This is a genomic window from Lysobacter sp. Soil_N_23 (assembly GCF_057656135.1).
The window spans coordinates 96491-113648 of sequence record NZ_JBDGKY010000010.1; the positions used below are offsets into that span (position 1 = coordinate 96491).

The 17158-nt window shown below is 66.3% G+C and carries 11 protein-coding genes; 7 read left to right on the forward strand and 4 right to left on the reverse strand.

Annotation, left to right across the window (positions count from 1 at the left end):
- Positions 1 to 18: 18 nt before the first annotated feature.
- From AC3A3X_RS09615 to AC3A3X_RS09625, 3 genes are all read right to left on the reverse strand, one after another.
- Positions 19 to 1116, reverse strand: coding sequence for a dipeptide epimerase (locus AC3A3X_RS09615; protein WP_487582800.1), 1098 nt, complete (start codon positions 1114 to 1116; stop codon positions 19 to 21).
- Between the two features lie 171 nt (positions 1117 to 1287).
- Positions 1288 to 2691 carry a C40 family peptidase gene (locus AC3A3X_RS09620; protein ID WP_487582801.1) on the reverse strand — a complete coding sequence of 468 codons (1404 nt, stop codon included), beginning with the start codon at positions 2689 to 2691 and terminating at the stop codon, positions 1288 to 1290.
- A 43-nt stretch (positions 2692 to 2734) separates the two neighbouring features.
- Complete coding sequence (locus AC3A3X_RS09625; RefSeq protein ID WP_487582802.1) at positions 2735 to 3901, reverse strand: DUF819 family protein; 1167 nt, start codon at positions 3899 to 3901, stop codon at positions 2735 to 2737.
- 246 nt (positions 3902 to 4147) lie between these two features.
- Between AC3A3X_RS09625 and AC3A3X_RS09630 the strand changes: the two genes are divergently transcribed.
- The 5 genes from AC3A3X_RS09630 (at position 4148) to AC3A3X_RS09650 (ending at position 12362) form a co-directional block, all read left to right on the forward strand.
- Entirely contained in the window at positions 4148 to 5563 is a 1416-nt protein-coding gene (locus AC3A3X_RS09630; protein ID WP_487582803.1) for a transglutaminase-like domain-containing protein, read from the forward strand.
- Positions 5564 to 5645: 82 nt separating this feature from the next.
- Positions 5646 to 8654: a TonB-dependent receptor gene (locus tag AC3A3X_RS09635; protein WP_487582804.1), complete on the forward strand. Its 3009-nt coding sequence runs from the start codon at positions 5646 to 5648 to the stop codon at positions 8652 to 8654.
- A gap of 90 nt (positions 8655 to 8744) precedes the next feature.
- Positions 8745 to 10040: a diaminopimelate decarboxylase gene (gene lysA / locus AC3A3X_RS09640; protein ID WP_487582841.1), complete on the forward strand. Its 1296-nt coding sequence runs from the start codon at positions 8745 to 8747 to the stop codon at positions 10038 to 10040.
- Between the two features lies 1 nt (position 10041).
- The gene (locus tag AC3A3X_RS09645; protein WP_487582805.1) at positions 10042 to 11595 is read left to right on the forward strand and encodes a serine hydrolase; all 1554 of its coding nucleotides are present in this window, start codon (positions 10042 to 10044) and stop codon (positions 11593 to 11595) included.
- A complete protein-coding gene (locus AC3A3X_RS09650; RefSeq protein ID WP_487582806.1) occupies positions 11592 to 12362 on the forward strand; it encodes a M15 family metallopeptidase in 771 nt (256 codons plus the stop codon). The genes AC3A3X_RS09645 and AC3A3X_RS09650 overlap by 4 nt, the downstream gene beginning before the upstream one ends.
- A gap of 138 nt (positions 12363 to 12500) precedes the next feature.
- Here AC3A3X_RS09650 and AC3A3X_RS09655 read toward each other — a convergent pair whose 3' ends face one another.
- Entirely contained in the window at positions 12501 to 13568 is a 1068-nt protein-coding gene (locus tag AC3A3X_RS09655; protein ID WP_487582807.1) for a serine hydrolase domain-containing protein, read from the reverse strand.
- Positions 13569 to 13697: 129 nt separating this feature from the next.
- Here AC3A3X_RS09655 and AC3A3X_RS09660 point away from each other — a divergent pair, with 129 nt between their 5' ends.
- Together AC3A3X_RS09660 and AC3A3X_RS09665 are read left to right on the forward strand one after the other, a co-directional pair.
- Positions 13698 to 14321 carry an ECF-type sigma factor gene (locus tag AC3A3X_RS09660; protein ID WP_487582808.1) on the forward strand — a complete coding sequence of 208 codons (624 nt, stop codon included), beginning with the start codon at positions 13698 to 13700 and terminating at the stop codon, positions 14319 to 14321.
- A complete protein-coding gene (locus AC3A3X_RS09665; RefSeq protein ID WP_487582809.1) occupies positions 14318 to 17119 on the forward strand; it encodes a serine/threonine-protein kinase in 2802 nt (933 codons plus the stop codon). The genes AC3A3X_RS09660 and AC3A3X_RS09665 overlap by 4 nt, the downstream gene beginning before the upstream one ends.
- The last annotated feature ends 39 nt before the right edge of the window (positions 17120 to 17158 follow it).

The window sequence follows — 17158 nt, forward strand, 5'->3', positions numbered from 1 at the left end:
GGTCCTCGTCAGGCCTCATCATGCCTCGATGGGCACCAGCCCGCGGATCTCGCGGATGCCCAGGCCGGGCGCATCGGTCACCGAGATCTCGGACTCGTTGAAGTTGACGCCGCCGTCGACCGGGTTGAACGCGCACAGCGACGGTCCATCCAGGTCGACCTTGGTGATCGCGCTGGACTTGGCCACCGCCAGGTGGACCGCTGCGGCGACGCTGATGCTGCTTTCGAGCATGCAGCCGATCATGCATTCCACGCCATAGAGCGCGGCGATGTCGGCGATGCGGATGGCATTGGACAGGCCACCGGTCTTCATCAGCTTGATGTTGATGATGTCGGCCGCGCGCATGCGGATCAGGTCGATGACCTCGGTCGGGCCGAACACGCTCTCGTCGGCCATGATCGGCGTGTGCACGCGCTCGGTGACGTACTTCATGCCGTCCAGGTCCCTGGCCTTGACCGGCTGTTCGACCAGCTCCAGCCGCACGCCGGCGTCCTCGAGCATGCTGATGGCGTACACCGCCTGCTTGGCGCTCCAGCCCTGGTTGGCGTCCAGGCGCAGCAGGGCGCGGCCCTCGACCGCGGCATAGATCGCCTTGACCCGCTCGATGTCGACGCCGATGTCCTTGCCGACCTTGATCTTCAGCGACTCGAAGCCGCGATCGACCGCGCTGATCGAGTCGGCCACCATCTTGTCGATGTAGTCGACGCTGATGGTGATGTCGGTGGTGATGACCGGGTCGCCGCCGCCGAGCATCTTGTACAGCGGCACGCCGTAGAGCTGGCCGAACAGGTCGTAGACCGCGATCTCGACCGCCGCCTTGGCGCTGGTGTTCTTCTCCAGCGCCGACTGGATCAGCGCGGTGATGTGGTTGAGGTTGGCGATTTCCTGGCCGATCACGCGCGGGGCGATGAACTTGCGGATCGCCTCGATGATCGAGCCATGGGTGTCGCCGGTGATGACCGCCGTCGCCGGCGCCTCGCCGTAGCCGATCTGGCCGGTGTCGGTATGCACCGAGACCACGATGTCCTCCACCGCCTCGACCGTGCGCAAGGCGGTCTTGAAGGGCGTTTTCAGCGGGACGCGGAGCATGCCGAAGCGGATGTCGGTGATTTTCATGGGGCTCTTGTGAGAAGAAGCGGGAATGGGGAGTGGGGAATGGGGAACGATGGGAAGAGGTGGCTGGGGCAATGGTGGCTTTCTGATGCGTGTCCGAAGGTTCGTGGAACATCAGGGGCGGGAGACTATCGTTCCCTCTTCCCCATTCCCGCTCCTCACTCCCGCTTCATCTCAAGGCCTCACCCGCTGCACATTGGTCATGCGATCAACATAGGTCTGCTTGCCGTTGAACAGCAGCGGCGTCAGCGGTGACACCGTCACGCCGTTGGTCTTCGCGCGGACGGTCTTGCCGTCGGCACCGCTGAAGCTCAATCCGGTGGTGTCGTGGATCACGTAGGGTTCGCCGTCGAACTGGCCGATCACCATCATCACGTGGCCGGGGATGTAGACCAGATCGCCGACCTGGAGTTCGTGGGCGATCTGCAGCCGCCTTTCGCGGTTGTCCTTGTCGCTCAGGGCTATGCGGTTGAGCGCCGGGCTGACGGCCTGGTCGCTGGTATTGCGCGGCAGTTCCACGCCCATGCTGCGATAGATCTCGGAAACGAAGCCGCTGCAGTCGCGGCCGTTGTAGCTGTGGCCCCAGCCGTAGCGCTCGCCGAGGAACTTGAAGCCCTGTTCGATCAGGTTGCGCCCGCTCAGCGGCAGGTAGTGGTCCTGGCTGGGTTCGCGTCGCGGCAGCAGGGCCGGGGCGAAGCGCAGGCTGGCATCGTCGTTGCGAACGGGCAGTTCGATCACGTGCGACGTGTATCCATCCTGGCCGTTGACCGGCTTGCCGACCGGCCAGTCCGCCAGCACCGGCACGCGCACGCCCATGTCGAGCTGCAGCTCCGACACGCCCGGTTCCTCCTGGGTGAAGACGGTGGTGGCGCGGGCGCCGGTGACCACCCGATAGGGCGCCTTGCGGCCGTAGCCAAGCACCTGGTCCTGGCTGCCGAGGGCGACGTGGCGCTTCTCGACCCACGCGGCGTAACGTGGGCTCACCACGAACCACCATTGGCCGTCGCGGCTTTCATGGGCAACCACCACCGGATCGCCCGGGAACAGCGCGCTCTCCTGGAAGCGGTCGATGTCGTGGTCGTCGTCCGACGAGAACACGCGCAGCGAAGTCGGGAACGTGCGCAGGGCGGCGCGATGCACGACCAGGCCATAGCGCGTGTCCTGGCGTTCGGGGATCGCGGCGAGATGGATCGAGTCGACCGCTTCGTCAAGCGTTGCCTTCGCCACCGGCTTGCCGTGCTCGTCGAACAGCGCCTTCGACGGCCGCCGCGACAGCGCCTCGATCCAGCCGCTTACCTGCGCGCGATCCAACGTGCCTTGCAACGCCGCCAGGTCATGGATGCTTTTGTCGAGCCGATGCAGGCGCGCGTTCTGCGCGGCGATCGCATCGGTGTCGAGGATGACGCGATCCGGGTCGGCGAGCTGCTTGACCCAGAACGCAGGGTCGAGCTGGGCATCGTCGACACCGATCACACCGGTGCTGGCGGGAATGGTCCATGCCCGTTCGCGTGCCGCCAGCGGCTGCAATGCCGTGCCGGCGAGGTACAGGGAAAGGGCAAGGGTCAGTGGCAGGCGCATGGTTCGGGTTCCAATGAGTCTGTTCCGGAAGTCTGTACCGCGATCAGCTCGCAATGTTCGCAACAGGGGCCAGGCCGGACAGCAGCCCGGCCATCGCCAAGCCAACACCGGTGCCCAGCACCAGGCCCAGCATCGCCAGCAGCACCGCCACCGGCACGAGTGCGCGGGCATAGGTCGCCGCCAGCACCGGCGCGGTCGCCATGCCGCCGATCTGGGCGAGCGAGGAAATGCCGCACAGGTGCAGGTCGAAGCGGAACAGGCGCGCGGCCAGCAGCAACAGCGCGACATGCACGATCAGCACAGTGAAGCCGACGACGACAAACAGCGGCGCGGTATCGAGACCCTGGAAGTTGCTTTGCGATGCCAGCACTGCCACCAGACACGCCAGCATGGCACTGGCCAGCGGCGCCGGCACGGGCGAATGGGCGAGGCTCGTGCGCGCCAGCACCAGGCCGACGACGGTGGCGATCAATACCGTCCAGGCCGTCGTGGTGAGGAAGCCGCCGACCGGCAGCAACGCCGCGACCCAAGCCGACAGATTGCCCACCAGCAGCGCCAGGCCCAGCCACAGCAGCACGCTGCCCGGGCCGGCCTCACCGGTCGTCCTGGGCTCGACCTGCGGCAGCGGTGCACGCGCGTCGGCGCCGGTCCAATGGTTGAAGGCCGGCGCGAAGCGGTTGATCGAGAACAACACGATCACCCACACCGAGTAGCAGACCGCATCGGCCAGCAGCACCGACGGCAGCAGATTGTCGGGAAGCCCGATCGACTGTTTCACCGCGACCAGGTTGGCCGAGCCGCCGGTCCAGGTCGCACTCAGCGCCGCCAGCATCTTCCAGCCGTCGGCGGGCAGGGCATTACGGAAGATCAGGTAGGCAATGACTATCGCCGCCAGGATGCTGAGCATCGCGCAGGCGAACACCGCCAGCATGCGCGGCCCCAGCTTGACGATCGCGCGCAGGTCGCAGCCGACCATCAGCAGGAACAGCAGGGCCGGCAGCAACTGGCCGGTGAGCGAGCGTTGCGCCGCGGCAATCTCCGGCGTGGCCCGCCATAGGCCGGCCACTGCCAGGGCGGTGACGAACAGATAGGTAAGGACGATCGGCGGCAGCACCGAGAACAGGCGCCAGCCGTACCGCTTCTCCAGGGACGGAAACAGGCCCGCCGATACCAGCAAAACCGCGGCGTAAGGCCAGACCGTTTCGATCATCTTGATTTGTCCCCTCAGGGCCACCGGACGGAAGGCGGTAGCCGACTGGGTCAGAATACATACTTCATTTCTTGTTTTAGTCAAGAATAAATTATTGACCGAGTACTCCACTCATGTTACACAGTCGTGAAACGGCACCCCTTGGGTCGACTGCACGTGGACAGTCTTACGCCTTCGCTTGAACTGAAGACCCCTCGGAAGCGCAAGCTGCGTGCGCTGGCTGTCTCCGTCCTGTGGCTTTCGCTGATGACCACCGCGGCCCTGGCCGGCCGAGCCGGCGACACGGTCGAGGAAGTCACCGCGAGCATAGATGCCGGTCACTTCAAGGAGGCGAGCGCCGAGATCGACAGCGCGCTGGCCCAGTCCGACTTGAGTCCCGATGCGCGCCAGGCCCTGGAATTCCAGCGCGAGCGCATGCGTCGGATCCGCCTGGACTTTCCGATCACCGAGCCCGAGGCGAAGGCCAGGCTGCGCGAGCTGATCCCGGACATGACCGATGAGGAGTTCGCCGGCTGGAAGGCCTCGAACCAGCTCGAGCACATGGTCATCGACGGGGTTCCTTACTACTTCAGCCGCTCGGTCTCCAATCTGTTCCGCGTCAGCCCGCAGGCGACGGCCAGGCGTGCCAAGCCCGCGCCCCGCAACGACGGGCCGATGGAATCGGCCAACGCCTACCACGATGAAGCGCTGGCGCAGGCCCGGGCGACGGGCAAGAGCAGCGTCGCCCCGCGCCGTGTCCGCGTCACCCAGTCGATCATCGTCAATGCCGATGCGGTTCCGGCGGGGGAGGTCGTGCGCGCCTGGATTCCGTTCCCGCGCGCGATCGCCGGCCAGCAGGAAAACATCGAACTGATCTCGAGCGCACCGGCCACGCACGTCACGGCGCCGGAATCGACCCTGCAGCGCACCGTCTACATGGAACAGCCGGCGGTCAAGGCGACGCCGACGAAGTTCTCGGTTACCTACGAACTGACCATCTTCGGCCAGGTCCACCAGATCGATCCGGCCAAGGTCGTCCCCGCAGGCAACAACGCGGAACTGGCGCCGTACCTGGGCGAGCGCCCGCCGCACATCGTCTTCAGCGACGACATCCGCGCGTTCTCGAAGAAGGTGGTCGGCGACGAAAAGAATCCGTACCGCATCGCGCAGAAACTCTACTCGGCGGTCGACAGCATTCCGTGGGGTGGCGCGCGCGAGTACTCGACGATCACCAACATCAGCCACTACGCCCTGCATTCCGACCACGCCGACTGTGGCCAGCAGACGCTGCTGCTGATGACGCTGCTGCGCCTCAACGGCATCCCGGCGCGCTGGCAGTCGGGCATGGTCTATTCCGACGGCACGTACGACAACCTGCACGACTGGGGTTTCATGTACCTGGCGCCGTACGGTTGGGTGCCGGTGGACGTCACCACCGGACAGTTCAAGGGCGCCGGCGATCCGGGCGTCGAGTGGTTCTACCTCGGCGGGCTGGATGCCTACCGCATCGCGTTCAACGACGACTACGGCACCGACCTGGTGCCGCGCAAGCAGCATTTCCGGTCGGAAACCGTGGACTCACAACGCGGCGAAGTGGAGTGGCAAGGGGGAAACCTCTACTTCGACCAGTGGGACTACCAGTTCGAGGCGAAGGTGCTGCCTGCGGAAACGGCTGCCAGGTAGTCCGGCATCGGCCAACCGGCTTCAAATCCGGAGCTTCAAATCCAGTTTCAAAACAAGACAAATCCAGTAAGGGGAGAGAGGGATGAACGGCAAGGCACTTCGTAGGGCAACGCTTAGCATCGCGTTGGGAGCATGCATCGCGTCAATGGTGCCAATGCTGGCTTCGGCACAAACCGTCAGTGGTGCGGTGGTCGGCCATGCCACGCAGGGCGACCAGATCACGGTCACCAACACCGAGACCGGGCTTTCGCGCTCGACGACCGCGGATGCCAAGGGCAACTACCGCATCGCCCAGCTGCCGATCGGCAACTACTCGCTGCAGGTCATGCGCGATGGCCAGGCCGTCGGTCAGCCAATCGCCGTCGCCGTTTCCATGGGCAGCGCGACCAACATCAACCTGGGCAGCGACGGCGCGGTCAACCTGGCTTCGGTGCAGGTCGTGGGTTCGCGCGTCGTGCCGCTGGTGGATGTCACCTCGACCGAGTCGGCGATGACGCTGACCGCTGAGGATGTGAGCCGCCTTCCGGTCGATCGCAACCTGTCGTCGGTGGCCCTGCTCGCGCCGGGCGTGACCAAGGGCGAGTCGTCGTTCGGCGGCATCTCCTTCGGCGGTTCGTCGGTTGCCGAGAACTCGTTCTACATCAACGGCCTCAATGTCACCGACTTCTACAACCGCAACGGGTTCTCGGAAGCGCCGTTCAAGTTCTACAAGGAATTCCAGGTCAAGACCGGCGGTTACTCGGTCGAGTTCGGCCGTACCACCGGCGGCGTCATCAACACCGTCGCCCGCTCCGGTACCAACGACTTCCAGGCCGGCGCGGAAGTGGTATTCGAGCCGCGCGCCTGGCAGTCGCAGGCCCAGGACCGCTACCACAACGGCGAGCGCTACCTGACCGCCAGCCAGGACGACTATTCCAGCAGCACGCTGGACATCTGGGCGTCCGGCGCGCTGATCAAGGACAAGCTGTTCTTCTACGGGTTGTACGAGCTGCGCGACTTCGAGCCGACCAACACCGACGACCTCGGCACGTCCATCACCAAGAACAACAACAGCGACGGCTTCTGGGGCGGTACGCTCGACTGGTACGTCACCGACAACAACATCCTCAGCCTGATGGCGTTCTCCAACAAGAATGCCAGCGTGGGCGAAGTCTTCCTTTATGACTTCGACAGCAAGGAGGTCGGCGCCAAGCAGAACGAGATCTACAACGACACCGGCGGCGACAACTGGGCGCTGTCATGGACGTCGAACATGACCTCGGACTTCTCGATGAAGCTCATGTATGGCGAAAACCATCGCCAGGCCTTCACCCGTTCGTTGCTGGACCTGGAGTGCAACCGCGTCCAGAAAGAAACCCAGTTCCCGGGGCCGGCGGGTGGCGAGCTATTGGGCTGCAGTACCAACTCCACGGTGTTCAACCGCGATGACGTGCGCGAGCAGGCCCGCGCCGACTTCGAATGGTCGCTGGGAGACCACCTGCTGAAGTTCGGCATCGACCACGAGGTCAATACATCCGACCACAAGCAGTACTACGCGGGCCCCGGTGCGATCTTCTACAACGTCTACAGGGGAGGTCCGGGCACTGCGACCCCGAACCCGGGCGGCGGCGTCGTCCCGGATGGCTACAGCGGTTACGTCCGTGCCCGCCGCAACGAGATTGCCGGCAACTTCGAGAGCACGAATTCGGCGTTCTATCTTGAGGACAACTGGTCGATCACCGACACCTTCCTGTTGAACCTGGGCATCCGCAACGAGGCCTTCGACAACAAGGACGGCGACGGCAAGAGCTACATCGAGATGAAGGACATGTGGGCGCCGCGCCTGGGCTTTGCCTGGGACATCAACGGCGATTCCACGATGAAGCTGTTCGGCAACGTCGGCCGCTACTTCCTGCCGGTGGCCAACGTCATCAACATCAAGCAGGCCGGCGGCCTGCTCGACCAGCGCACGTACTACGCGTTCAATGGCTGGGAGATTCACGAACTCAACGGTACGGAGTACGCGATGCCGGGCCTGGGGCCGCAGATCGGGCCGGTCGATGTCTCGCAGGGCGACGGCACCGTCGGCGACCTGCGTGCGGAAGTCGACCGCGACCTCGACTCGGTCTACCAGGATGAGGCGATCCTGGGCTTCCAGCAGATGCTCGACGAGAAGTGGTCGTGGGGCGTGCGCGGAATCTACCGCAAGCTCACCAACGCGATCGACGACATGGAGATCAGCGCCACCGGCCAGTGTGGCGAAGACGGCTACATCGGCTGGGTGATGGCCAACCCGGGCGAGAAGGTCACCGTCTGGGGCGACACCGACTGCGCAGGCACCATGGGCTGGGTCACGGTCGATACGGCGAAGGAAGGCTGGGCGCTGTACGACGCCGACGGCAATTACGTCGGCCAGCGCGGCTGGGTGAAGCCCAAGCGCACCTACAAGGCCCTGGAGTTCCAGCTCGATCGTGCCTGGGACGACAAGTGGGAGATGAACCTGTCCTACACCTGGTCCAAGAGCGAGGGCAATGCCGAGGGCCCGGTCAACTCCGATACCAACTTCTCCGACACCGGCCGCACCGAGAACTTCGATGATCCGTGGGTGAACTACGGCGGCTACGGTCCGCTCGCCAACGACCGCCGTCACCAGATCAAGGCCCGCGGCACCTACGCCTTCAACGACAACTGGCAGGTCGGTGCCACCCTCGATGCCAGCTCCGGTGGCCCGATCACCGGCTTCGGCACCGGCAACCCGTTCGATCCGACCAACTATCACAGCTATTACATCTGCACGGCCCAGTGCGACAGCGACGCGCCGGTGTACGTGCACTCCGCACGCGGTGCGTACGGGGAGATGCCGTGGACGTACGAGGTGGGTGCGAGCGTGAGCTACCTGCAGTCGTTTGGACGCTCCAACTTGCGTGTCAAGTTCGCGGTGTTCAACCTGTTCAACCAGCAGAAGACCGTGCGCGTGGACCAGGACCTGCAACCGAGCGTCGGCATGAGCGAAGAGGATCCGACCCAGCCGGAGCTCAACGGGTTCTTCGGTGTCGGCCAAGGCTTCCAGGCGCCCCGTTACGCCCAGCTGACTGTTTCCGTCAGTTTCTGATGGACCTCCAGGGCGGCCCGCTACCAGGCGGGCCGCCCTTCTTTTTGCAGGAATCCATGCATGCAGGTCAGTGCAAAAGTGCCGCGGGCGATGAGCGGAAGTGACGTGTTGGCAGCGGTTCCCGGGCCCGCGGCGGATACGGATCCGTCGGTGTTCGACGGCGTCGATCTGCACGCGCTGGCCGAACAGCTGCCGACTCCCTTCTACGCCTATTCCGCCAACGCGATCCGCCAGCGCATCGCCGGGTTGCAGGCGGCCTTCCGCGGCCTTGACCACCGCATCTGTTATGCAGTGAAGGCCAACTCCAACGTTGCCATCCTGCAGTTGATGGCCCATCACGGTGTCGGTGCCGACATCGTTTCGCTGGGCGAGCTCAATCGCGCTCTGCTGGCCGGCATTCCGGCCGAGCACATTGTTTTCTCCGGTGTCGGCAAGACCACCGAGGAGATCGCCTCGGCACTGGCTGTCGGCGTATGGCGATTCAATGTCGAGTCGTTGGACGAGCTGCAACTCCTGCAGGAGGTGGCGCAGCGGCACGGCGTATGCGCGCGCGCAGCGGCGCGCATCAATCCGGACGTCGACGCGCGCACCCACGAGAAGATCTCCACCGGCAAGTCCGAGAACAAGTTCGGCGTCTCCATCGACGAAGCCCGGCGCTGGTTCGCCAACGCCGGCGCCATGAGCAACGTCCTGCTCGACGGCCTGCATGCCCACATCGGTTCGCAGATCCTGAGCCTGGAGCCGTTCCGCGAGGCGCTGACCCGGGTGGAAACCTTCCGCCGCGAGCTGGTCGACGCGGGCCATCCGATCGCCAGCGTCGACATCGGTGGCGGCTTGGGGGTGTGTTACCGCAAGGGCGTCGATCTTCCGATTGCGGCCACGGAATACGCAGCGCTGGTGCGCGCGGTGTTCGCCGAATTCCAGGGCACACTGGTGCTGGAGCCGGGCCGTTACCTGGTCGCCGAGGCTGGTCAGCTACTGACACGCGTGATCCGGGTCAAGCCGGGTGTGGACCGCAGTTTCCTCGTGGTCGATGCGGCGATGAACGACCTGCTGCGCCCTTCGCTGTACGAGGCCTGGCACGAGATCGTGCCATTGGTCGGCGGCGACCGCGAGACGACGCGCTACGACGTGGTCGGTCCGGTCTGCGAGACCGGGGACACCTTTGCCCGCGGCCGCGCGATGGCGCGTTGCGAGGCCGGCGACCTGTTGTCGATCGGCAGCGTCGGCGCGTACGGTGCGTCGATGGCCTCGACCTACAACTCGCGTCCGCTTGCTGCCGAGGTCCTGCTCGATGACGGTCGCCATGCGCTGATCCGGCGCCGGCAGACGATGGCGGAGATGATCGCCGGGGAACAATTGCCACAGGTGTGGAATGAGACTTGACATGACGGCGCTGCGCTGCGGGTTGGTCGCACTGCTTCTGGCTGCGACCGCGGGCGTGCAGGCGGACCAGGGACGCGCCGACAAGGCTGATGTCGACGCGGTATTCGACCAGGTCGTCGCCCGCTACAGGTTGCCCGGTCTCGCGCTGGGCATCGTCGAGGACGGCAAGGTCGTCTATGCGCGCACGGAAGGCGAGCTGGTCGAAGGCGAAGGTCGCAAGATCGACGCGGCAACCCTGTTCAAGGTCGCCTCCAACACCAAGTCGATGACCACCGCCACGCTGGCGCGGCTGGTCGATGCCGGCAAGCTGCGCTGGGACGACCCGGTGGTGCGCTGGCTGCCGGATTTCCGCATGTACGATCCCTGGGTCGGGCGCGAGATGCAGGTGCGCGACCTGTTGATCCACAACAGCGGCCTGCGCGCCGGTGCCGGCGATCTGATGCTGTGGCCGGAGCCCAACACCTTCACCCGCGCCGACATCATCCACGGCCTGGCCTATCTGAAACCGCAGCGCAGCTTCCGCGCCGGCTACGACTACGACAACCTGCTCTACATCGTCGCAGGTGAAGTCGCGGCCGCGGCCGGTGGCGCACCGTACGAGGAGCTGGTCCGGCGCGAAGTGTTCGAACCGCTGGGCATGCAGCGCTGCCAGGTGGGCCAGTGGCGTCGCGACCTCGTCGGTAACGTCGCCCAGCCGCACATGCGCCAGGGCGAGCGCAACATTCCAGTGCGCAGCGATGGCGACGTGATCGCCGCCACGACGATGGACCCGGCCGGCGGTGTGCGCTGCAGCCTCGACGACATGCTGGCCTGGATCGGCGCGTGGCTGAAGCCGACCGGCACGACCGCGAACTGGTTGTCGCGCGGGCAGCGGGATGCGCTGTGGGCGCCGCAGATGCCGATGCCGTTGTCGCGGCGCATGCGCGAGTGGGACAACAGTCATTTCTCCGCCTACGGCTACGGCTGGCGCCTGGCCGATGTCGACGGCACGTTCAAGGTCTCGCACACCGGCACGCTGATGGGGATGTACTCGATGGTGACGCTGCTGCCCGACAAGGGCGTGGGCTTCGTCATCCTGATCAACGGCGAAGGCGAGCAGGCGCGCACGGTGCTGGGGCAGGTGCTGGTCAAGCGCTACACGCGTCCCGACCCGGGCCTGACGGTCGCCCATTACGCCGGTCTGCTGGAGCAGGAAGACGCCAAGCGCCCGGCCACCGAAAAGGCACCCGACACGTCGAAGCGGCACAAGGTCACGGCGAACGAGCTGGCGTCGCGACTTGGCGTCTATCGCGATCCCTGGTTCGGCGAGGTCTGGCTGTGCCGCGATGGCGACTCGGTGCGCCTGCGCGCCAGCAAGTCGCCGCTGCTGACCGGCATCGTGCAGCGCGCAGGCAAGCGCTGGCTGGTCAACTGGGACGACGACAGCGTCGACGCGGAAGCATGGCTGGATTTCCCGGAGGCCAGGCAGATGCGGATGGCCAAGGTCGACCCGCAGGCGGACTTCAGCTATGACTACGAAGATCTGGCGTTGACGTGGGAGCGCGGGTGCGAATGAAGCGCCAGGTGCGTAGGAGCGAGCTTGCTCGCGAACAAACGCTTCCGACACGCGGACGCCAGATCGCGAGCAAGCTCGCTCCTACGACGATGCTGCTGGTGATTGCGCTCGCCGTTACCGCCTGCGCCTCGACGCCACCGGCGACGCCCGAGGCCGCCGGCCTGGTCGACATCCGCACGCTGGTGCCGGACATCGACCTGGACATCCGCTACGCCGGCAACGACAACTTCGTCGGAACAAGGGTCGATGGCTACGGCGCGGCCCGATGCTATCTGCTGGCCGATGCAGCCAAGGCCCTGCAGCAGGCAGAGCTCGATCTGCGTCGCGAGGGCATGCGCCTGCGCCTCTACGACTGCTATCGCCCGGCGCGCGCGGTGCGGCACTTCGTTGCCTGGGCCGGAGACCTGGGCGACCAGCGCACCAAACCGCAGTACTACCCCCGTCTGGACAAGCGCCAGCTGCTGGGCGACTACATCTCGGCGACTTCCGGTCACAGTCGCGGTGCGACCGTGGACCTGACGCTGATGCAGTGCCGGGCAGATGACACGCCATGCGTGCCGCTGGACATGGGCACGCCGTTCGACTTCTTCGATACGCGCGCCAACACCGAATCGACGCAGGTCGATGCCCGCCAGCGCGAGAACCGCCTGCGCCTGCGGTCGGCGATGGAGCGTGCCGGGTTCCGCAACTATCCGATGGAGTGGTGGCACTTCACCCTCAACCCTGAGCCGGCGCCGAAGGTTTTCTACGACGTTCCGATCAAGTGATGCAGCCCTGAACAAGTCGAATGTCGTCCCGAGCGCAGCGAGGGACCTGTTGTGCGGCCGCGGAAAACAGATCCCTCGCTGCGCTCGGGATGACAGAGCAAGACTGGATCAGCTTCGCCTGAAAGGGGGCTTGGCGCCTCAGGGCGCCATCGCCAATCCGGCGATCCGCTTGGCCAGGCCATAAGGCTCCGGGTCGTCGCGGTTGGTCAGCACGACCACGGTCAGGTGACGCTGCGGATACCGCACGATCACGTTGCGAAAGCCGATCGTCTCGCCCGAATGCCATAGCGTCTCGCCGCTGATGCGCCAGCCGTAGCCGTACCGCACGTCGGGGTCATCCGTCGCCGTGGCCGGTGTGAACGCCTCGGCCAGCCACTCGCTGCGCAGCAGGCGCTGGTCATAGAGCGCAGCGTCCCACCTGGCCAGATCCGCGATCGAGGAATAGACGCCGCCATCGCCGAGCACGGCACTGGTGCTGCTCTGATCGGTCCGCCGCCAGCGCCCCTGTTCGAAACTGTAGCCGTAGGCGCGCCGGGCGACCTCGGAAATGCCGGCTTCAAAGGCGACGGTGCCCGCCATGCCCAGCGGCGCGAAGATGCGCTCGTGCAGGAAGGTCGCATAACGCTGGCCCGATGCGCGCTCGACGATCAGCGCCAGCAGCGCATAGCCGCTGTTGCTGTAGCGGTAGTCGCTGCCCGGTGCGAAATACGTGCGCTCCTGCGACGCCAGCAGGCGCAGGACATCGGCGTCGTGCACCTGCACCTCGCTGGCCGGGTCCATCACGTCCTCGTAATCGATCAGCCCGGAGGTATGCGTGAGCAGATGGCGGATCGTCACCGCATCGGCGGCGGCCGGCAGGGTCGGCAGCCAGCGCCGTGCGGGATCGTCCAGGCGCAGGCGGCCGTCCTGCGCGAGCAGCAGGATCGCCGTCGCGGTGAACTGCTTGCTTACCGATGCCAGGCGGTAGTTGGTCTCTGGAGTTGCCGCGGTGTCGGACTCGAGGTCGGCCAGTCCGTAACCGCGCTGCACCAGGGCATGGCCATCGCGCAACACCAGTACGGACGCTCCGGGCACCTGCCCGTCGTAGTCGCGCATCAACGCATCGATCCCTTCCTGGAGTGTCGGCTGCTGCTTCATGCTGTGGTCCCCGGCCGCGCAGCCTGCGAGAAGGAGGACGGAACCGAGTAACCAGGCAGGTATGCGCATCGGCAGATGGTAGCGGTCCGGCGAGGCGAATGGGCGTTCGTGCCCGTCGCAGGATGGCAGCGCCAGGTCTGCTTGCAGCGCCGCTGCCCCGCGACCACAATCGTCTGGTCCGGATTCGAGGCAATGCTCATGGATGAGCGCAAGGATGGGGCCGCAGTGGGCGGCGAAGATGGGCCGATGTGTCCGTTGCAGGGACAGTCACTCGAGAACTTGTTGCGGACTGCCCGCAACGGCGACACGGACGCCCTGGATCGTGTCTACGCCGCGATCTACGAGGAGTTGCGACGACACGCCCGTCGCCAGCTGTCCAGCCGCAACAGCACGCTGACGCCGACGGCCCTGGTCAACGAGGCCTACCTCAAGCTCAGCAGCGCCAGCATCGACCCGCGCGACCGCAATCACCTGTTCGCGCTGTCGGCCAGGGCGATGCGGCACATCGTCATCGATCACGCCCGCCGTGCCGGAGCCGGCAAGCGCGGTGCCCGACAGGTCCATGTCACCCTCACCGGGGACCTCCCCGATCCCAGGCAGGAAGCGGCCAGCGTGCTCGAGCTGGACAACGCGCTGCGACTGCTGGCGGACGTCGATTCGCGCCTGGCACAGGTGGTGGAGTGGCGCTACTTCGGCGGCTACAGCGAGGCGCAGATCGCCGACAGCCTCGGCGTCACGGTCCGTACCGTGCAGCGCGACTGGAGGAAGGCACGTGCCTTCCTGGGGGCGGCGCTCGCCGGTAGCGTGACCACGCCGTCATGAGCGCCCAGGTGGAACTGCAGCGACGTGCGCTCGCCATTCTCGACGCGGCCCTGGATCTTCCGCCTTTCGCGCGCGCCGCTTGCCTCGACCACGAGTGCGCGGGCGATGGTCGCCTGCGCGCACGGGTGGAGGAACTGCTCGACGGCGACCATGCCGTTGGCAGCGGCATACTCGATCGCAACGCGGACTCGCTGCTGGCGGTGCTGGGGCAGGTTGACGGGCAGGAAGACCGCAACGCCGATCTGATCGGCCAGCGCATCGGCGCCTGGCGGGTTCGATCGGTGATCGGGCGCGGTGGCATGGGCGTGGTCTACCACGCCACCCGCGCCGACGGCGCGTTCGAACAGGATGCCGCGCTGAAGCTGATCCGCTTCGGCCTGGACACACCCGCCACGCGCGAGCGCTTCCGCCGCGAACGCCAGATCCTGGCGCAGTTGCGCCATTCGGGTATTGCGGTGGTTCTCGATGGCGGAATGAGCGGGTGCGGTGCGCCGTACTACGTGATGGAACTGGTCAACGGGCAGCCGATGAACGCCTGGTGCGACGCGAACCGCCTGGGGCTGCGTCAACGCGTGGAACTGTTCTGCCAGGCGGTCGATGCCGTAAGCCATGCGCATGGACAGCGCGTCGTGCACCGCGACCTCAAACCGTCGAACCTGATGGTGACGGACGAAGGCCGCGTCAAGCTGCTCGATTTCGGCATCGCCGAGTGGCTGGTCGACGGCAACGCCAGCGCGCAGCCACCGGAATCGCGGGTGATGACGCCGCAGTTCGCAGCGCCGGAGCAGCTCGATGGCCATGCGGCCACTGCCGCAACCGACATCTACCAGCTCGGTCTGCTGCTGTACCAGCTGCTGTGCGGCTTATTGCCGTATCGGCTGACGGCTGCGGAGGCGTCAGTCGCGTCGATACGCCAGCGGCTCGATGCGATGCCGACGCTGGCGCAGGCGGGGGCAAAGGCTTCGCCGCAGATCGCGGAGCGTCGCGGTCACGATCCGCGCTCGCTGGCACAGGCGTTGTCCGGCGACCTGGGCGCGATCGTCGCCTCCTGCCTCCGGTACGAGCCCGAACGGCGCTATGGTTCCGCCGCGGCGCTCGCCGAGGATCTGCGCAACTGGTTGGGTGGCCGCCCGGTGAGCGTCCAACCCGCCACGCCCTGCTACCGGCTCGGCAAGTTCGTCTCGCGCCATTGCTTTGGCGTGTTTGCGCTGTCGGCCCTGTTCGTGGCGATGCTGGCGGGCGCCGGATCAACGCTCTGGCATGCCCGGCACGCCGCCATCGAAGCCGAGCGCGCACGCCGCGAGGCGGTCACGGCGGAAGCGGCCACGCGGTTCCTCGAGCGCCTGTTCTCATCGGCGCTGCCGCTGGATGGCGGCGACACCGGAATGACCGCGCGGGAGCTGCTGGAACTGGGTGCGAAACGCGCCCGCATCGAGTTCGACAACGACCCGGAACTGCGCTTCCGCCTGTTGACCACCATCGGCCAGAACTACGCCACGATGGGCGAGGACAGCACCTCGGTGGAGCTGTTCCGCGAGGCGCTGGCGATCGGGCCTGCCGAGATCGGCCCGGCGACGCGGGCGATGACCGCCTACCAGCTGGCGACATCGTCCTTCCTGCTGGGCAGGATGGACGAGGCCGTGGTCGCGCAGGCCTTGGCGTGGGTGGGCAACGATGGGCGCCCTCGCGCCCTGGCGCTGCGTTCGAGTCTGCTGCGGTTGCGTGGTGACATCCAGATCATTACCGGCCGCTACCAGCAGGGCATGCACGATCACGAGGCGGCCAGACGGCTGGCCGAACCCATCGCCACCAGCAACCCGCTGCCGTTGCTCGACGTCCTGGTCCGCCAGGCCTACGTGCAGTGGAAGATCCTCAACCTGCCGGATCGGGCGCGGGCGACATTCCGTCGCAGCGAAGCGGTTGCCGCGCGCGTCGATCCGCGCGAAGCCGATCTGCGCCGCCGGTTCCGGATCGAGTTCCTGATCGAGACCGGGGAGCTGGCGCTGGCCGGCCATCTCATCGATGGCGCACTGGCGTTCCGCACGGGTGTTTATGGCGAGCACAGCATGGGCATGGCGCAGCCGTTGATCCACCGTGGGCTGTTGAAGCTGGAGCTCGGGCAGCACGCCGGCGCCGAGCAGGATTTCCTGGAGGTGATCCGGATCGTGGATATGTTCGGCCAGTCCGGCAGCAACCTGGCGGTGACCGCACTCGTCGGCCTGAGCCGGTCACGGTGCGCCGAAGGGCGCCATCAGCAATGCCTGGACGACGCGGTGCGTGCCCGTCTGGCGGTGGTGGCGATCATGGGCGAGCGCGGCTTCGCCGTACCGGCGATGGATGCGCTGATCGCGGAGGCGGAAGAGGGCCTGGGGCGCCATTTCGAAGCGGCCGAGTTCGCGCGCAAGGCCATCGCGGCACTGGCCGGGGCCCATCGCCCGGCAGGCCATCCTCGCCAGATCCTCGGTGTGGCGCAGTACCGGTCAGGACGCGTCGGTGACGGCATCGCGACGCTGCGCACGGCTCGCGAAGAGCTGATCGGAGAACACGGCCCACTCCATCCCCGGACCGTGGCTACGGACGTGCACCTGGGGCGCGCGTTGCTCGCTCAGGGCGACCTCGGCGCGGCGCGCACGACGTTGCTGGCCATCGTGGCGCGGTTGCGCAGGCCTGCGAATGACGCCCACCGCAGGGGTTTGTCCGATGCGTACGTCGCGCTGGCGGGCGTCGAGCGCCGGGCCGGCAACTTCCGGCTTGCCCATGCTTACGCGCGGCGCGCAGCGAGGCCTCCGGATCGATGAGGCCGTTGAGTCGCACCTGATGTCGTGTTTGTCACGGGA